This is a genomic window from Butyricicoccus sp. AF35-5AC (assembly GCF_003477715.1).
Taxonomy (GTDB): domain Bacteria; phylum Bacillota; class Clostridia; order Oscillospirales; family Butyricicoccaceae; genus Agathobaculum; species Agathobaculum butyriciproducens.
Genome location: NZ_QUDX01000005.1, coordinates 133,337 through 149,317, shown reverse-complemented (window position 1 = coordinate 149,317; position 15,981 = coordinate 133,337). Strand labels below are relative to the sequence as shown.

General features: G+C 54.9%; 13 protein-coding genes. 6 read left to right on the top strand and 7 right to left on the bottom strand.

The genetic code is table 11. The features are described from left to right. The first annotated feature begins 550 nt into the window (after positions 1-550). A complete protein-coding gene (locus tag DWZ82_RS08460) occupies positions 551-1,318 on the top strand; it encodes a tRNA threonylcarbamoyladenosine dehydratase (RefSeq protein WP_118480166.1) in 768 nt (255 codons plus the stop codon). Between the two features lie 50 nt (positions 1,319-1,368). On the opposite strand, the gene DWZ82_RS08455 is transcribed toward DWZ82_RS08460, so the two are convergent. Next, positions 1,369-1,785 (bottom strand): acyl-CoA thioesterase, encoded by a 417-nt coding sequence (locus tag DWZ82_RS08455; RefSeq protein ID WP_118480164.1) that lies wholly within the window; start codon positions 1,783-1,785, stop codon positions 1,369-1,371. Between the two features lie 527 nt (positions 1,786-2,312). Continuing rightward, positions 2,313-6,044, bottom strand: coding sequence for a phosphoribosylformylglycinamidine synthase (locus DWZ82_RS08450; RefSeq protein ID WP_199667430.1), 3,732 nt, complete (start codon positions 6,042-6,044; stop codon positions 2,313-2,315). 448 nt (positions 6,045-6,492) lie between these two features. On the opposite strand from DWZ82_RS08450, the gene rpe reads away from it, so the two are divergent. Both rpe and DWZ82_RS08440 read left to right on the top strand, forming a co-directional pair. Then, a complete protein-coding gene (rpe, locus tag DWZ82_RS08445; protein WP_117750831.1) occupies positions 6,493-7,176 on the top strand; it encodes a ribulose-phosphate 3-epimerase in 684 nt (227 codons plus the stop codon). Positions 7,177-7,252: 76 nt separating this feature from the next. Continuing rightward, positions 7,253-8,050 carry a hypothetical protein gene (locus DWZ82_RS08440; protein WP_118480162.1) on the top strand — a complete coding sequence of 266 codons (798 nt, stop codon included), beginning with the start codon at positions 7,253-7,255 and terminating at the stop codon, positions 8,048-8,050. A gap of 262 nt (positions 8,051-8,312) precedes the next feature. On the opposite strand, the gene DWZ82_RS08435 is transcribed toward DWZ82_RS08440, so the two are convergent. Further along, positions 8,313-8,645, bottom strand: coding sequence for a hypothetical protein (locus DWZ82_RS08435; protein ID WP_118480160.1), 333 nt, complete (start codon positions 8,643-8,645; stop codon positions 8,313-8,315). A 185-nt stretch (positions 8,646-8,830) separates the two neighbouring features. Here DWZ82_RS08435 and DWZ82_RS08430 point away from each other — a divergent pair, with 185 nt between their 5' ends. Both DWZ82_RS08430 and DWZ82_RS08425 read left to right on the top strand, forming a co-directional pair. Next, positions 8,831-9,805 carry an ROK family protein gene (locus tag DWZ82_RS08430; RefSeq protein WP_118480158.1) on the top strand — a complete coding sequence of 325 codons (975 nt, stop codon included), beginning with the start codon at positions 8,831-8,833 and terminating at the stop codon, positions 9,803-9,805. Beyond that, positions 9,802-10,419: an HAD family hydrolase gene (locus DWZ82_RS08425; RefSeq protein WP_118480156.1), complete on the top strand. Its 618-nt coding sequence runs from the start codon at positions 9,802-9,804 to the stop codon at positions 10,417-10,419. The genes DWZ82_RS08430 and DWZ82_RS08425 overlap by 4 nt, the downstream gene beginning before the upstream one ends. 127 nt (positions 10,420-10,546) lie before the next feature. Here the strand turns inward: DWZ82_RS08425 and ftsH are convergent, their stop codons facing one another. From ftsH to DWZ82_RS08410, 3 genes are all read right to left on the bottom strand, one after another. Next, complete coding sequence (gene ftsH, locus DWZ82_RS08420; protein WP_118480154.1) at positions 10,547-12,385, bottom strand: ATP-dependent zinc metalloprotease FtsH; 1,839 nt, start codon at positions 12,383-12,385, stop codon at positions 10,547-10,549. Then, positions 12,382-12,837 carry a MarR family winged helix-turn-helix transcriptional regulator gene (locus DWZ82_RS08415; RefSeq protein ID WP_118480152.1) on the bottom strand — a complete coding sequence of 152 codons (456 nt, stop codon included), beginning with the start codon at positions 12,835-12,837 and terminating at the stop codon, positions 12,382-12,384. Before DWZ82_RS08415 ends, ftsH begins: the two co-directional genes overlap by 4 nt. 163 nt (positions 12,838-13,000) lie before the next feature. Next, on the bottom strand, positions 13,001-13,342 hold the full coding sequence (locus DWZ82_RS08410) for a phenylpyruvate tautomerase MIF-related protein (protein ID WP_158575149.1): 342 nt from the start codon (positions 13,340-13,342) through the stop codon (positions 13,001-13,003). 256 nt (positions 13,343-13,598) lie between these two features. Here DWZ82_RS08410 and DWZ82_RS08405 point away from each other — a divergent pair, with 256 nt between their 5' ends. Further along, the gene (locus tag DWZ82_RS08405) at positions 13,599-14,585 is read left to right on the top strand and encodes an alpha/beta fold hydrolase (RefSeq protein WP_118480148.1); all 987 of its coding nucleotides are present in this window, start codon (positions 13,599-13,601) and stop codon (positions 14,583-14,585) included. A gap of 45 nt (positions 14,586-14,630) precedes the next feature. Here DWZ82_RS08405 and DWZ82_RS08400 read toward each other — a convergent pair whose 3' ends face one another. Beyond that, positions 14,631-15,839 (bottom strand): MFS transporter, encoded by a 1,209-nt coding sequence (locus DWZ82_RS08400; RefSeq protein ID WP_118480146.1) that lies wholly within the window; start codon positions 15,837-15,839, stop codon positions 14,631-14,633. Positions 15,840-15,981: the final 142 nt, after the last annotated feature.

The following is a 15,981-nucleotide window of genomic DNA, read 5'->3' as shown; positions in this document are numbered from 1 at the left end:
GCGAAGATAAATTGTATCAAACGCCTAATCCGTAGGTGCCGTGCGGTATAACGTGTTAAAGAGTTTCGCAGCACGGGTATCCCCGGGGGACTCGCTCTTGCCCTGTGGGCAATTCACCTTGTGTTGCGCCTGCGGAGACTTTCCGGTCTGTGTAGCAGTAATGTATCTGACCCTGCGAACAGGTTTCGAAAGACACGGTAGTAAAAATCCTCTGCCGTTCCCGATTTCGAAGCGGTCACATGGAGGCAATCTGCGCCGGACTATCAAACAAGGGAAAGGTAGGAGTCCAAAGAGGAAGGGAAAACGTAGGTGTCCCTTCCTTTTTGCCACGCAGCGGGCGCCGCGACGTTCCCGCTGTCCCCGTGGGCGGCGAATCCCCCCGTTGAATCTCAGTGAAAAACACACCGCCCGTCAGGGACGAACACGCTTGCGCAGTTCGAGCCCCCCGGGTCAATCGGTGCAGGGAAACGACAGCTTTCCTATTGACACAGTAGGCATTCCCCGTTATACTTATAACTAAGCGAAAAACTGCACGAAAGGGAGAAAAAACTTGCTCAATCAATTTTCGAGAACCGAGCTGCTGCTTGGCAAGCAGGGCATGGAGCGCCTGTACAACGCGCGTGTTGCGGTGTTTGGCATCGGCGGCGTGGGTGGCTACACGGTAGAAGCGCTGGCGCGTTCGGGTGTCGGTACACTTGACCTCATCGACGATGATAAGGTGTGCCTGACCAACATCAATCGCCAGATCATCGCTACCCGCAAGACGGTCGGTCAATACAAGGTAGAGGCCGCCGCCGAGCGTATTCACGATATCAATCCGGACTGCATGGTCAACATTTACAAAACCTTTTACACGCCTGAGACCGCTTCTCAGTTCGATTTCACCCAGTATGACTACGTTGTAGACGCCATCGACACCGTAACCGGCAAGCTCGAGCTGATCGAGCAGGCAACCAAGGCCGGTACGCGCATCATCAGCTGCATGGGTGCAGGCAACAAGATTCACGCCGACAAGCTGGAAGTGACGGATATTTATAAGACCTCCGGCTGTCCGCTCGCGCGTGTTATGCGCTATGAGCTGCGTAAGCGCCGCATCCGCAAGCTCAAGGTCGTGTACTCCAAGGAGCCGGCTATGACGCCAATCGACGATATGGCGATCAGCTGCCGCCAGAACTGCATCTGCCCGCCGGGCACTGCCAGAAAATGCACACAGCGCCGACAGGTTCCGGGCAGCACGGCGTTTGTGCCTGCTGTTGCGGGTCTTATCATCGCAGGTGAAGTTGTTCAGGACTTGACCGGCGTGGAGAATAAAGGATAACACAGGCAAAACAAAAACCGTCATCTCAAATGCAGAGATGACGGTTTTTGTTACTCTTTTACAGTATTTGCAGTCAATGCCGCGTCAAACTCCGGCCAGCACCGCTTGAGGATAGCCGGTTTGCCCTCGGCGTTGATAAAGCAATGGCGGCTGTCGCCGGTACAGCGCAGCGTGCCGGTCGCCTTGTCGTAGACATCATAGTGCAGCGTCATGCGTACGCCGTTGTACTGCGTGATAGATGCTTCGATTCGCACGGTTTCGCCGAATTTCGACATGGTTTTGTACTGGCAGGAGACCTCCAGCACCGGACCGCTGTAACCGGCCTCTTCGATGCGGTCGTAGCCGAAGCCGAGCTGCTCGAGCAGATCCACGCGCGCCTCCTCGAACCAGCGGATGTAGTTCGAGTGGTGGACGATGCCCATGCCATCGGTTTCATAGTATTGGACTTTGTGCTCACAGGGGTTCATAAAAACACCTCGTTATTGGAAAAAAGTGAGTTGCGAAGTTTTGGGATTGCAAGTTTGTTCTTTGACGTTCAAGAATATTTGGATAGATCATGAAAAGACAATTCATAGGAGCTGTTATAGAAACCACGCTCTGTATAAATTTCTGTTGTAGGTGATCCTGTTATAAATAATCAAGATTATTGAAGGAAACGGCACAAAGATGCGAACAAAATGAGTCGTTCGCATATACAAAGATCAAGCATTCGTGACTATTGACAGGATCAAACTCGGTTCGATATACACCGAAAGAAAGTCTATTTCGTTGGCAAATATGAGCAAGATGACAATCGAACTGTGCGAGATCGGCAGTCTCCAATATTATTGGGGAAAATGCAGGAGTATTTCGTAGAATTTGCCGCCAATATGGGGATAAACTGATATACCCCAAAACGTCTTGCATGATGCGCTTATAGTATTTTTTAATCGTTTTTCATATTGTATTTATTGATAGGAAAGCGCCCTCTCCGAGGGCGCTTTCTGCACAGGCTTTACTTAAAGTATTTCACGCCGTTTGCAAACAGCGGCTGATACTTTTCGCCGTAGATATTCTTGCCGACAAACGGGCTGTAACGCTCGGTGTGACCCATCTTGCCGAGCACACGGCCGTCCGGGGAGGTGATACCCTCGATCGCGCACATGGAGCCGTTCGGGTTCCACGCGATGTCCATGGACGGGTCACCGTTCAGATCGGTGTACTGGAACGCTACCTGACCGTTCTTGATCAGGTCGTCGATGACGTTCTGCGGTGCTACGAAGCGGCCCTCGCCGTGCGAGAACGCGATGGAGTGCAGGTCGCCGACATTGCAGGAGGACAGCCACGGAGACTTAACCGACGCAACGCGGGTGGTCGCGTAGCGGCTCTGGTGGCGGCCGATGAGGTTGAAGGTCAGCGTCGGGTCGTCGCCGGTCATCTCGTCACGGATTTCACCGTAGGGAACCAGGCCCAGCTTAATGAGCGCCTGGAAGCCGTTGCAGATGCCGAGCATCAGACCGTCGCGCTTGTTCAGCAGCTCGTGGATGCTATCCTTGATGCCTGCATCGCGAAGGAAGGACGCAATGAACTTACCGGAACCGTCCGGCTCGTCACCGCCGGAGAAGCCGCCCGGCAGGATAACCATCTGCGCCTTACGGATGGAGTTTTCGAGCTGCTCAGCGCTCTCGCGGAGGGCATCCGCGGAGAAGTTGCGGACTACGACGATCTCAGCCGCGCCGCCTGCATTCTCGACCGCACGGGCGGTGTCGTACTCGCAGTTGGTGCCGGGGAATACCGGAATAACCGCCAGCGGCTTTGCGCTCTTGACTGCCGGAGCGGAAACATTGCGCTCGGTAAAGGAAACCTTGGTCAGATGCTCGTCGGAAGCAGCCGCCTTGGTCGGGAACACGCTCTCGAGCTTGCCCTCGAAGGCATTCGTCAGCTCGTCGAGCGTTACGGACTCACCGGCAACCGTGATCTTCTCATCGTCGGTGGTATAGCCGACCAGCCAGTAAGCCGGGAGTTCGGATGCGGCTTCAATCAGGATGCCGCCGAAGTTCTTGAGGTACAGCGCGTCAGACGGGAACGAGTCGTCCATCTTAAAGCCGATCTTGTTGCCGAGCGCCATCTTGCAAACGCCCTCAGCGATACCGCCGGTGGACAGCGCCCATGCGGATACCGCCTTGCCGGACGCAATCAGGTTTGCAACCTCGTTCCACATAAACTTGAGCGTGGTGTAATCCGGCGTGCCGTCCTGATTGTACGGTGCATCGAAGAAGTAAACCGGATGACCTGCCGCCTTGAACTCAGGAGAGATCAGGCGGGAAGCGTCCTGCGGTGCGATTGCGAAGGAAACCAGCGTGGGCGGTACGTCCATATCGTCGAACGAGCCGGACATGGAGTCCTTGCCGCCGATGGCTGCCAGACACAGGTTCTCCTGTGCGGTGTATGCGCCCAGCAGCGCGGACAGCGGCTTGCCGAAGCGCTTCGGGTCCTTGCCGAGACGCTCAAAGTACTCCTGGAAGGTGAGGTAAGCGGTCTCAAAGTCACAGCCCGCTGCGACCAGCTTTGCCACGGATTCGATTACCGCGGAAGAAGCGCCGAGATACGGGTTCTGCTCGGTGAAATACGGGTCAAAGCCGAACGCCATAACGGACGCGGTCTCGCACTGACCGTTCAGGGCCGGCATGGTAGCCGCCATAACCTGCGTCGGGGTCAGCTGATACTTGCCGCCGAACGGCATGAATACCGAGCTTGCGCCGATGGAGCCGTCGAAACGCTCAACCAGACCGCGCTCGAGGCAGATGCCAAGGGTAGAGGCGTGGTTCAGCAGCTTTTCCTTCTCGGAATTGCCTGCCGGAGCGCAGGAGATGGACGGAGTCGGCAGTGCGCCAACCTCTGCGTCAACGTGCTTGGAGCAGCCGTTGGTGTTGAGGAAATCGCGGGAAACATCGACAATCTTGACGCCGTTCCAGGTCATGCACAGGCGGTTCTTGTCGGTAACGGTTGCGACAACAACAGCCTCGATATTCTCCTTGGCAGCTGCGGCAATAAAGGCGTCTACGTCCTTTGCACGGACAACGACAGCCATGCGCTCCTGCGACTCGGAGATAGCCAGCTCGGTGCCGTCCAGACCGTCGTACTTCTTGGGAACCGCGTTCAGGTCGATGTCCAGACCGTCAGCCAGCTCGCCGATGGCAACGGATACACCGCCCGCACCGAAGTCGTTGCAGCGGCGAATCATGCGGGTGACGTTGCCGTCGCGGAACAGACGCTGAATCTTGCGCTCTTCCGGCGGATTGCCCTTCTGGACCTCAGCACCGCAGGTCTCAAGGGACTCCTCAGTGTGCTTCTTAGAGGAGCCGGTAGCGCCGCCGCAGCCGTCACGGCCGGTCTTGCCGCCGAGCAGGATGACGATGTCGCCCGGCTCGGGTACCTCGCGGATGACGTTCTCCAGCGGAGCTGCACCGACAACAGCGCCAATCTCCATGCGCTTTGCGACATAGCCCGGGTGATAAATCTCGTGTACGAGACCGGTAGCAAGACCGATCTGGTTGCCATAGGAGGAGTAGCCCGCAGCAGCTGTCTGGCACAGCTTGCGCTGCGACAGCTTGTGTTCGAGGGTCTCAGACAGCGGTACGGTCGGGTCACCCGCACCGGTCACGCGCATCGCCTGATAAACGTAGGAGCGACCGGACAGCGGGTCGCGGATCGCGCCGCCGAGGCAGGTAGCCGCGCCGCCGAACGGCTCGATCTCGGTCGGGTGGTTATGGGTCTCGTTCTTGAACATGAGCAGCCAGTCCTCATAGTGGCCGTTCACGAGTGCCTTCACCTTAATGGAGCAGGCGTTGATCTCCTCGGACTCGTCGATGTTCTTCAGGTAGCCGCGCTTCTTGAGCACCTTAGCCGCGATCGTACCCATGTCCATCAGCGTTACCGGACGCTTCGCAGCCTTTTCCTCGCCGTAGACTTCTACGCGGGCAGCCATGTAGCGGTCAAATGCGTCCTGCACCATCTGATCTTCGAACTTTACGTCATCGATCTGGGTGAGGAAGGTGGTGTGGCGGCAGTGGTCGGACCAGTAAGTATCGACCATGCGAACCTCGGTGATGGTCGGGTCGCGCTTTTCGGTGTCGCGGAAGTAGGTCTGCAGGAACTTGAGGTCGTCCAGATCCATCGCCAGACCCATATTATGCAGCAGGTCAGAGAGAGCCGTCTCGTCCATGTGAGTAAAGCCGACAACCGATGCCACGCTGGTCGGGATAGCGTACTCTACCTTGAGGGTTGCAGGCTTAGCCATCGAAGCCTCGCGGGTGTCTACGGGGTTAATCAGATAGCCGCGGATCTTGTCCATGTCCTCAGCAGTGAGCTCGCCTTCCAGAACGTAAATTTTAGCGGCTGCAACGGTCGGGCGTTCGCCGCCGGTGAGCAGCTGGATGCACTGTGCGCAGGAATCGGCGCGCTGATCGAACTGACCGGGCAGCGGCTCTACCGCAAGGATGGTGTGAGCGCCTTCCGGACGGGGAAAGTCCTCGTCGTAGCACACATCAGCCATAGGCTCGGAGAATACGATGCCCTTTGCCTTCTCGTAGGTCTCAGGTGCAAGTCCCTCTGCGTCGTAGCGGCAGAGATAGCGCACATGAGTCAGGTTTTTGATTTCCAACAGGTCGTGCAGGCTGGAGAACAGGCTGCGTGCTTCGACATCGAAGCCGGGTTTTTTCTCGGAATAACAACGATTGACGCTCATGATCGTGTTCGCTCCTTTATTGCATGATACTTCTATTCTACATTTTTCACACAGATAAATCAATCGGTGAGGGCGACAAAATATTGTTGATTTCGATGGAGAAGTTTTCTATACCGTTAGAACAAATTAATAATCAGGCATTCGTAAGCAGTAATTGACGGTGTGGTGCAGCCTTCTTCGCATGGTTATATCCTATTAAAAATGGCAGCCGCAGGATGTGACAAGATGCAGCGGTGGGAAGAAGATGAAACCGTGAGGTGATCTCCACTCCTCACTCTTTTCTTTCAATTTCCAAAGAGGTGTGATATAATGTAAGTCAAGAGGAGGGCGACTGTACATGCCGCCCTCGTATTCAAAAAGACGGCGCCGTGCAAACCGGTTGAACACACAGGCGCGTCTGGTATCAAATTATGCCGCGGAACACTCTGCGGTTACAGGAGGAACTGTTATGGAAATCAAGCTCTCACCGTCTATTCTGTCCGCAGATTTTGCAAATCTTGCACGCGATATTAAAATTGCCACCGATGCCGGTGCGGAATACGTTCACGTTGACGTTATGGACGGTCACTTCGTGCCGAATATCACCATCGGCGCTCCGGTGGTTAAGGCGCTGCGCAAGGCGACCGACAAGGTGCTCGATGTACATCTGATGATCTCGGACCCCGATCAGTATCTGGACGACTTCATCAAGGCCGGCTCGGATATCATCACCGTACACTACGAGTCCAACGGTGATACGCTCGAGCAGCTGAAGAAAATCCGCGCAGCCGGTGTCAAGGCAGCCTGCGTTATCAAGCCGAAAACCCCCGCTGAGGTGCTGTTCCCGCTGCTGCCGTACTGCGATATGGTGCTCATCATGACCGTTGAGCCGGGCTTTGGTGGTCAGGGCTTTATCCCGGAGTGCATGGACAAAATCAAGGCTGTCCGCGCGGAAATCCAGAAGAACGGCTATAAGTGCGAACTGGAGATCGACGGCGGCGCAAAGCTGAACAATACCGCCGACATCGTAGCCGCCGGTGCAGACGTTATCGTAGCAGGTTCTGCCGTGTTCGGCGGTGACATTGCAGCTAATGTCAAGGGCTTCCACGAGGTATTCAAGGAAGGCGCAGCCAAGGCAGCCTGGAGCAAGTAATCATATAAGTGTGAACAACCCCCAATCGTTAGTCTGTCTGACCGTTGGGGGTTTTCTAATAGAGATGAGGGATAAAATGAACGAACTGACAAAGCGAATCGTTTCGTGTGTGCTGCTGTTGATAATCGGACTTGGGTGCTTTTTCGGCATTTCGGGATGGCAGTCTTCACCGGAGACGCACCGGACGAGCATTGAATATTTAAATGAAAAGCAGGCGACTGTGATGAAGCTGACTGCGGCTTCCACGGCAGCGTCCGCAGCTGTTTCGGCTCTGCCGGGAGACACAGGAAGCGCCATCGCGGAAAAGCTGGCTGATCTCACGTCGGATTTTCTGATCGTGCTGTGTGCCATTATGTTAGAGAAATATCTGCTCACCATTACCGGATACGCGGTTTTCCGGTTTATTTTACCGGCAGCGTGCGTGCTGCTCATCGTCCGGCAGTTCCGCAGCAGCGCGATTCTGGCGAAACTCGCATTCAAGCTGGCGCTGTTCGGCATGGCGGTTTGGCTGGCTGTTCCGGGCGGCATCACAGTATCACGCATGATCGAGGCCACCTATGAAACCTCTCTGTCGCAGACCATTGAGGACGCGCAAAGTGCAGCGGATGCTATCGATACCAGTGCGGGTTCAGACTCGGATTCGGACAGCGAAAAGAGCGGTTTCTGGTCGGGTATTACGTCCTCGGTGCAGAATGCGGTCTCCGGCGTGACGGAAAAGTTTGAAAAACTGCTCAGCAATGTCATGGAGGCACTCGCCGTGCTAATCGTTACCTCGTGTGTGCTGCCGGTGCTCGTACTGCTGTTCCTGCTGTGGATTGTGAAAATGCTCACCGGGATTGACTTCAATCTGCCGAAACGGAAATCAACGGTGTAATTAAGAGTGGAGAGTGAAGATAACGTAGCGATTTACCCTTCTTCACATGATTCTATCTTATTATTAAAAGGTATACCATAGGGTACGTTGGCTTGGCACATCGCCTGTAACTCATCTGCATAGACCTAAAGGGAGTGAATTTTAAATATTGTCAGACCTGCAAGGTCAATCCGCCTCAAACCGGCAGATGTAAGACCTTGTAAAAATAATAAAACCGCCTGAAAAGGCGGTTTTGGTTTTATTGTGTATTATCTATGGTAAATTAATGTTGCGGGTGTTGCTTTACGCTGCGTTTCATCTGGTACATGCACACGCCTGCGTTTACAACAGCCGCCAGCAGGAACAGTACGACTGCGCAGAACCGAATAGCGAACGATGTATCCAGAAGGGCGCTGAAATCCTGTGCATATACGCGGACATTGTACTCGAAAATCTGCCCGAGCAACGCCAGTGAGCACAAACCCATACTGACCGCTGCAAATGGCAGCGCGTTTTTTCGTCTGGCCAGTGCAATGAGCGGCAGTACAAGTGAAAGTATACCGCAGGTCAGGCTCCCCACAGAGCACATCACCGAGATTGAAATTGTAGTGGACATTTTTTGTCTCCTCCTTCCTTTACGAACAGTATAACATATTATGGGTGGAATGGAAAGGACAATGTTGTGCAGACAATAAACCTCACGTTAATTCCTAATTTAGCATTGACAGAACCGCCCACAGAGGATATACTGTATGTAGAAATTAACATACTATTAAAAAGTATTTTGAAAAGAGGTGCACCATGGCAGACACAGGAAAACTCAAGCGGGAGAACACAGCTCTGCTCCGGCAGGCGATGCAGCACGGCTCTGCCGGCAAAAACGATCTTGCGCGGCTGACACATCTCAGCTTTCCGACCGTCAGCCGCATTGTGGATGAGATGGTCGAGCGCGGAGAAGCGCAAGAAATCGGTACGGCAGCCTCCACCGGTGGACGCTGCGCCATGCAGTACCGGCTGAACCCGCAGTACCGGCTGTTCCTGTGTCTGCGACTGGAGCAGGACACGCTGCACTGGTTTGTGTGCGACCTCGACGGTACACCGCTCGAACAGGAACAGCAGACCTGCTCCGGCGATGTGCGCGAATTTCTCGACACGCTTCTGATGCGTGTTAGGGCGCGTTACCCGCGGCTTGCAGCGGTGATGCTCGGCTTTGCCGGAACAATGCATAACGGCATCGTCACCGAGAGTTTCGGCTACCCTGAGCTGCGGGGCGTAAGCCTTAGCGCGTATCTTCACGATAAAACCGGTCTGCCGTGCATGGCGGCCCGTGATATGCAGGTCGTGGCTGCAGGCTACGCGGCGCAGTACACGCCCGCACCGAAAGCCGCTGTGTGCATTTACATCGGCAAGCTGGGTGCAGGCGCAGGTATCGTGCTGAACGGAAAGGTCTGGGGCGGTGCCGCAGGCTTTGCCGGCGAACTGCATTATCTTCCAATCGAACACAATCTCGAATACGCGCAGAATCACTTTGCAGGCGCGGATATAAGCGACTATTTCACCAAGGTCATCTGCGGCTGTGCGGCGCTCATCAATCCGGACAGGGTGGTGCTGTATGCCGATTCCCGTCTGACCGATAAGGCAGCGCGGATACGCGAAAGCTGTGCGCAGGCGCTGCCGGAGCAGGCTATGCCGACCATAGAGCTGTCTCAGTCCTTCGAGCAGGACTATACCCGAGGGTTATTTACCTTGGCGAAAAAGATGGAGGAAACCACATGAAATACTTTGTTTTTGACATTGACGGCACGCTGATCGACTCCTCAAAGGTAGATCAGTGGGCCATGCACACTGCACTTGCCGAGTTCGGCTATGAGTTCACCTACGAGCAGCTGATCTTCTCCTTCGGTATGCCCGGCAGACGCGCATTGGCGAAATTAGGCATTCCGGCCGAGCGGGTTGAGCCAATCATGGCTCGCTGGGAAGCGCTGGCGTATGACCGTCTGGACGAAATCCCGATGTACGACGGCATTCCTGAAACGATAGAGGAGCTCAGAAAATCCGGCTGTTCGTGTGGCATTGTCACCTCGCGGACACGTTTGCAGCTCAAGCAGGGGATTGAACCCATCGGCTTCACGCCGTGGTTTGATGAGATCATCTGTGCGGATGATGTCGAGCATCCCAAGCCTGCGCCGGACGCTCTGCTCGAGTGTCTGCGTCGGTTCGGCTGTAAACCCGAGGACGCCGTCTATATCGGTGACAGCGAATATGATATGCAGTGCGCGAAAAGTGCAGGCGTCAAGAGCGTCCTCGCCCTGTGGGGGTGCTCCGAGGCGGAGAAGTTAATGTCGGATATGAGGTTTGAACATCCGGCAGAGATTCTGTCGCTCAGATAAATATAATTGTATATGCTTAGGGGCGGACCAATGTGTCCGCCCTCTCTTTCTGGTCTGTTCCTTGTTGTGGGTATAGGCAAAAAGAAACCCTTTCTCATTACGAGAGAGGGTTTCCTTTTGCACAGATTTACTCGGATTTATGCAGCAGATCCATAAATTCTTCGCCGGTGATGGTTTCTTTTTCCAGAAGGAAGTGCGCCAGACGGTGCAGGGCATCCATATTATTCTGCAGGATGCCGATGGCCTTCTCATGCGCGGTCTTGACAGTGGCAATCACTTCCTCATCAATTTTCGCAGCGGTCTCCGCCGAGCAAGCGAGCGCGGTATCGCCCGACAAATACTGATTCGTCACGGTCTCGAGCGCAACCATATCGAACTTGCGGCTCATACCGTAGCGCGTGATCATCGAGCGCGTCAGCTTGGTGGCCTGCTCGATGTCGTTGGATGCACCGGTGGTAATCGAGCCGAAAATCAGCTCCTCGGCTGCACGGCCGCCGGTGAGCGTTGCCACCTTGTTCAGCAGTTCATCCTTGCTCATCAGATTGTGCTCGCCCTCATCCACCTGCATGGTGTAGCCGAGTGCACCCGAGGTGCGCGGCACAATGGTAATCTTGGTGACAGGCGCGGAGTCGGTCTGCTTGGCAGCCACCAGTGCGTGACCGATTTCGTGATACGCAACGATCTCCTTCTCCTTGGCGCTGAGTACGGCGTTCTTGCGCTGCGCACCGGCAATGACGGTCTCGACGCTCTCATCCAGATCGGCCTGAATGACGCTGTTTCGTCCCAGACGGACGGCACGCAGAGCCGCCTCGTTGATAATGTTGGCAAGGTCAGCACCGGAAGCGCCGGAGGTTGCTCGGGCAATCGAGTTGAAGTCGATATTGCCGGACATGTGAACATCCTTAGCGTGCACCTTCAAAATTGCGATACGACCCTGCAGATCGGGCAGCTGCACCGGAATGCGGCGGTCAAAACGGCCCGGACGCAGCAGAGCCGGGTCAAGCGACTCTGGACGGTTGGTCGCCGCCAGAATAACGACGCCTTTGGTGCCGTCAAAGCCGTCCATCTCGGTCAGCAGCTGGTTGAGCGTCTGCTCGCGCTCATCGTTGCCGCCCATGCCTGCGCCGTCGCGCTTTTTACCGATGGTATCAATCTCGTCGATGAACACGATGCACGGTGCTTTTTCGCTGGCCTGTTTGAACAGATCGCGCACCTTGGCCGCGCCCATGCCGACGAACATTTCGACGAACTCCGAGCCGGAAATCGAGAAGAACGGCACATGTGCCTCACCGGCAACGGCCTTCGCCAGCAAGGTCTTGCCGGTGCCCGGAGGGCCGACCAGCAGTGCGCCCTTCGGCAGCTTTGCACCGATGGAAGCGTACTTGTTCGGGTTGTGCAGGAAGTCCACGATCTCAGTGAGGGCCTCCTTGGCTTCATCCTGACCGGCGACATCGGCAAAGGTCTTGCCGGTCTCGGTCTCGGCGTAAATCTTGGCGTTGGATTTGCCGAAGCTCATCATGTTGCCGCCCATGTTCTTCATCATCTTTTTCTGTAGCCACTGACCGACCGCGATAATGAGCACAATCGGAACAACGTAGCTGATGAGCATGCTCAGCAGGGGAGAGGTCTGGGTCGGAATCTCGGCAGCAAACTTGACATTGGCCTTCAGCAAGCGGCCGACCAGCTCGTCATCCGGGAAAATGCCGGTCTTGTAGAGTGCGTCCTTGCCCTTGTCATTGGTGGCCTCAAAGGTAATTTCCTGATCCTGCTTGTCGTAGGCGATGGTCTGCACCTTGCCGTCGTCTACCATGGTGATGAACTCGTCGTAGCCGACCTCGGTAACCTGCCGCTGCAGCAGGCTCGGAAACAGCAGCCAGTTGAGCATCATAAGCACGAGCAGCATGACCGCATAATAGAAGATCAGCGGTTTTTTGGGGTTTTTCGTCCCTTTTGGGTTGTTATTCATGTGAGTTTCGTCCTTTCGAGTAAATCGTTGAGGTTTTGCTGCATCTTGCGCATCACACCACACAGGGTCTGCATTTCCTGCTCGGAGATACCCTGCTGCAGTGTCAGCGCAAAGGTTTCACAGCGGTGATGGAGCGTTTTGGCGGCAGCGTGTCCTTCATCAGACAGGTGCAGATGCACCAGACGGCGGTCGTTCTCGTCGCGTACGCAGTAGAGCAGACCACGTCTCTGCAGTCCGTCCACGCTGCGCGTCACCAGCGGCTTGGAAACGTTCCACGCCTGTGCAATGGCAGTTGCGGTGTCCTGCTCGGGCGCGTTGCGGTACAGAAACAGCAGCACGAACATCTCATTTGGCGTAAAGCCGCAGTTTTCGGTCAGCTCGCGGAAGCAGCTGCGGTACAGCTGACCCGCGTGGAACGCATCGGCGGCAAAATCATGGGGAGAGCCGGACATGCGGTGTCCTCCTTTCAGCAAACGGTTTACTTGTAAACTATAATAGACCGAAAGCGAGCGAACGTCAATCGTCCAAATGTGAACATTCTGAAAATTCAGACATTCTCAATTCTTCATCCGAAACAAAAAAGACGCCGAGAAACTCTCAGCGTCTTTCTGCGGTTTACTTCATGGTACCGCGGGTGCCCCAGTTGGAGAACTCGGAGTACGTCAGGTAAATGCTGTCATCGTGCAGACCGGTGTGCAGCTCGACAGCATCAAACAGTGCTTCGGTCAGTGCCTTCTTGTTCTCAAACTCGGTCGAACCGTAGCAGCGAACATCAACGTACGCCAGCTTGCGCTTCTCGCCTGCAAAGTACATGGTGTGGTTATCGGAGATGTCAACCATCAGAGCAGCCTCGGTCTTGCCCGGAATCAGGGAGATCTTCTGGCCGATGGTCTTCTTCAGCTCGTCCTTCTGCTCGTCGGACAGGGCCTTGGAGGTGGTAACAGCAATATACGGCATGGGTATATCCTTCTTTCTTTTGGATTGGGCAATACAGCACTGCCCGTGATTTATTTTATTGTAGCACATCGGTCGCTGTTTGCGATATCGTAATCCTGCATAATTTGCAGTCGGGAAAGGTATTTAAAAATCAGCAATTTTTGACAGTGCATTTTTAAATGAACTGTGAACTTTATCAAAAAACAGGTGCACGATAAGTGGATTTGTGGTATAGTATTAACAGCAAAGAAGTACAGTCCATGATCGGGTGTTGTATATGAATATCAAGTGTACGCAAAATATTTACAAAAGTGCCAATGGTGTTTCCAATGTCACCTATTATATTCTTGTTCCCGAAGGAGTAGAGGTGCGCGGTATCGTACAGCTGTCTCACGGCATGTGCGAGTATTTTTCGCGCTATACCGCATTTGCGAAGTATCTCTGCGGACTGGGCTTTATTGTCTGCGGAAACGATCATATCGGACACGGAGCATCGGTCTCACGCACGGCGGATCTCGGATTTTTTGCCGCTCGTGACGGCTGGAAGTATCTTGTTGAGGATGTCAAGCATCTGACCGACCTGATGCAGCGCCGCTATCCCGACCTGCCGTATTTCCTGCTCGGGCACTCGATGGGTTCGCTGATCGCGCGGCTGTACCTGCTCGATTACGGAGAGAAGCTGTCCGGCTGCATCCTCATCGGCACGGTCGGTCCGATCGCTGCCTCCGGCAGCATCGTACATCTTGCAGATTCGGTAGCACGCTCGCGCGGCATCACCTATCGCAGCGGACTGTTGTCCAATCTGGTGTTCAAGGGTTTCAACAGAAAAATCAAGCAGCCGAAAACCGTGTTTGACTGGCTCAGCCGCGATGAGGCGGTCGTGTCGCTCTATCAGTCGGATGAAAAATGCAATTTCGTGTTTACCGCGACCGGATTCCGCGACCTGTTTACGCTCATCACCAAGGCGAACAATCCGGTGACCTTCCGGAAAACGCCAAAGGACCTGCCGCTGCTGTTCATCTCGGGTGATAAGGACCCGGTTGGGCGGTACGGTGAGGGTGTGCGCCGTACGGTCAATCTGTACCGCGGCAATGGCGTGAGGAATATCGAGGTCATCTTTTATAAGGATGCGCGCCACGAGGTGCTCAACGAGCTTGACAGACTTGAGACCTTCGGAGATATTTCACGTTGGCTGGAGACACACCTTGCCGCAAGAGCTGCAAGGCAGGCTGTCGAGCAGGAGCCGGAAACGGCAGCGGAATAAAAATAAAACCTCTCTCAAAACGCTTGAGAGAGGTTTTTGTGCTTTTTAGGCGCGGGAAGCCGCCTTGCTGTGCTGTCTGTCTTTGAAATACCGTGCATTGAGCACTGCCGAGACAACGAGCAGCACGCCTGCAATCAGCAGGATAGCAAAACCCCAGCGGATTCCCGTACGGTTAGCAGCGATGCCGATCGCGGCTGGAGCCATAGCCGCACCGAAGCCATTGAGCGTAACGTAAATGCCCATGGATGCCGGATAGCGCGAGAACAGGTCTCCGGCGTTGGCTACCGTTGTGCCGTACATGCCGGACATGCATAGACCCAGACCGATCGTTGCAATCGTGAGCACGGAAAGCGTGGTTCCGGTGACGAGCAGCACGAGAAATGCCGCCATGCCGAAGCACATGACCGTGATCATCTGCCACGGACGGAATTTCGCAGCGATCACGCTGCACGAGAAGCGACCGATCAGCAGCGAAACCCACAGCAGGGAAGTGATGATCTGCGCAGCGTCTGCGGCGAGCACACCGGAATCAATGTAAAAGCTGGTCAGCCAGCCCATCATGGAAGCCTCAACAGCCTCGTAGAAAAAGCAGAGCGCTGTGCACAGCCAGAACAGCTTTTCGCGCAGAAATCCGTAGTCGGTCGCGGATTTCTGCCCGGTTTTCGTGGATTTATCGTCATCCATCTTCATGAACAGGCCGAAGATAAACGAAGCCGTCAGCAGCACAATGGAAATCTCAAGCGCGAGACGCCAGCCGTTGTCGCCGCCCAGCTTATGGCAGGCGAGCACAGCTAGCGGCGCCACACACGCGCCGAACGCATACGCCGCGTGCATCATGTTGAGCGGAGTGGCACTGCCGTTCGCGTATTCGCTCATCACGCGGTTGTTGTAATCCGTGATAGCGCCCTTGGAAATGCCGGTCAGGAACATGGCCGCCAGCAGCCAGACCGGCGAGCCGTTGGTTAACAGCATGACAAAGCCGACCGCGAATACATAATATAGGATGAGGTAGGCACGTTTGAGTCCCCATTTGATGGCGGCCAGACCGGACAGCAGGCCGATACCGAGATAGCCGATCGACTGTGCGGACAGCAGCGTGCCGCCGATCTGGTAATCCAGCGCGTAGGCCGCGCGTAAATCCGGCAGCACAGAGCCGAGCATGATGGAGCTCAGCCCCTGTGCGAAATAAACGAGAAGCAGTTCTGCGACAACATAGCGCTTGCTGCGGCTCAGCGAGGATAGAAATGCTTTCATTGGTGTATCCCTTCAATTTGTGTGGAATATGCGGTTTTTTTGACCGCGATTATTAGTATAATCTCCTGCGGTGCGATGTACTACTAAATTCTTGCGATTTACACCTGCGAAAAGATAGCGTGTTTCTGCGGAAAACTGCTGA

Bases quoted from the DNA above. Each gene is read 5' to 3' on its own strand.
- DWZ82_RS08405 (WP_118480148.1), top strand. From the start codon at position 13,599: ATGAATATCAAGTGTACGCAAAATATTTACAAAAGTGCCAATGGTGTT.
- DWZ82_RS08400 (WP_118480146.1), bottom strand. From the start codon at position 15,839: ATGAAAGCATTTCTATCCTCGCTGAGCCGCAGCAAGCGCTATGTTGTC.
- ftsH (WP_118480154.1), bottom strand. From the start codon at position 12,385: ATGAATAACAACCCAAAAGGGACGAAAAACCCCAAAAAACCGCTGATC.
- rpe (WP_117750831.1), top strand. From the start codon at position 6,493: ATGGAAATCAAGCTCTCACCGTCTATTCTGTCCGCAGATTTTGCAAAT.
- DWZ82_RS08440 (WP_118480162.1), top strand. From the start codon at position 7,253: ATGAACGAACTGACAAAGCGAATCGTTTCGTGTGTGCTGCTGTTGATA.
- DWZ82_RS08430 (WP_118480158.1), top strand. From the start codon at position 8,831: ATGGCAGACACAGGAAAACTCAAGCGGGAGAACACAGCTCTGCTCCGG.
- DWZ82_RS08455 (WP_118480164.1), bottom strand. From the start codon at position 1,785: ATGAACCCCTGTGAGCACAAAGTCCAATACTATGAAACCGATGGCATG.
- DWZ82_RS08425 (WP_118480156.1), top strand. From the start codon at position 9,802: ATGAAATACTTTGTTTTTGACATTGACGGCACGCTGATCGACTCCTCA.
- DWZ82_RS08410 (WP_158575149.1), bottom strand. From the start codon at position 13,342: ATGCCGTATATTGCTGTTACCACCTCCAAGGCCCTGTCCGACGAGCAG.
- DWZ82_RS08450 (WP_199667430.1), bottom strand. From the start codon at position 6,044: ATGAGCGTCAATCGTTGTTATTCCGAGAAAAAACCCGGCTTCGATGTC.
- DWZ82_RS08415 (WP_118480152.1), bottom strand. From the start codon at position 12,837: ATGTCCGGCTCTCCCCATGATTTTGCCGCCGATGCGTTCCACGCGGGT.
- DWZ82_RS08435 (WP_118480160.1), bottom strand. From the start codon at position 8,645: ATGTCCACTACAATTTCAATCTCGGTGATGTGCTCTGTGGGGAGCCTG.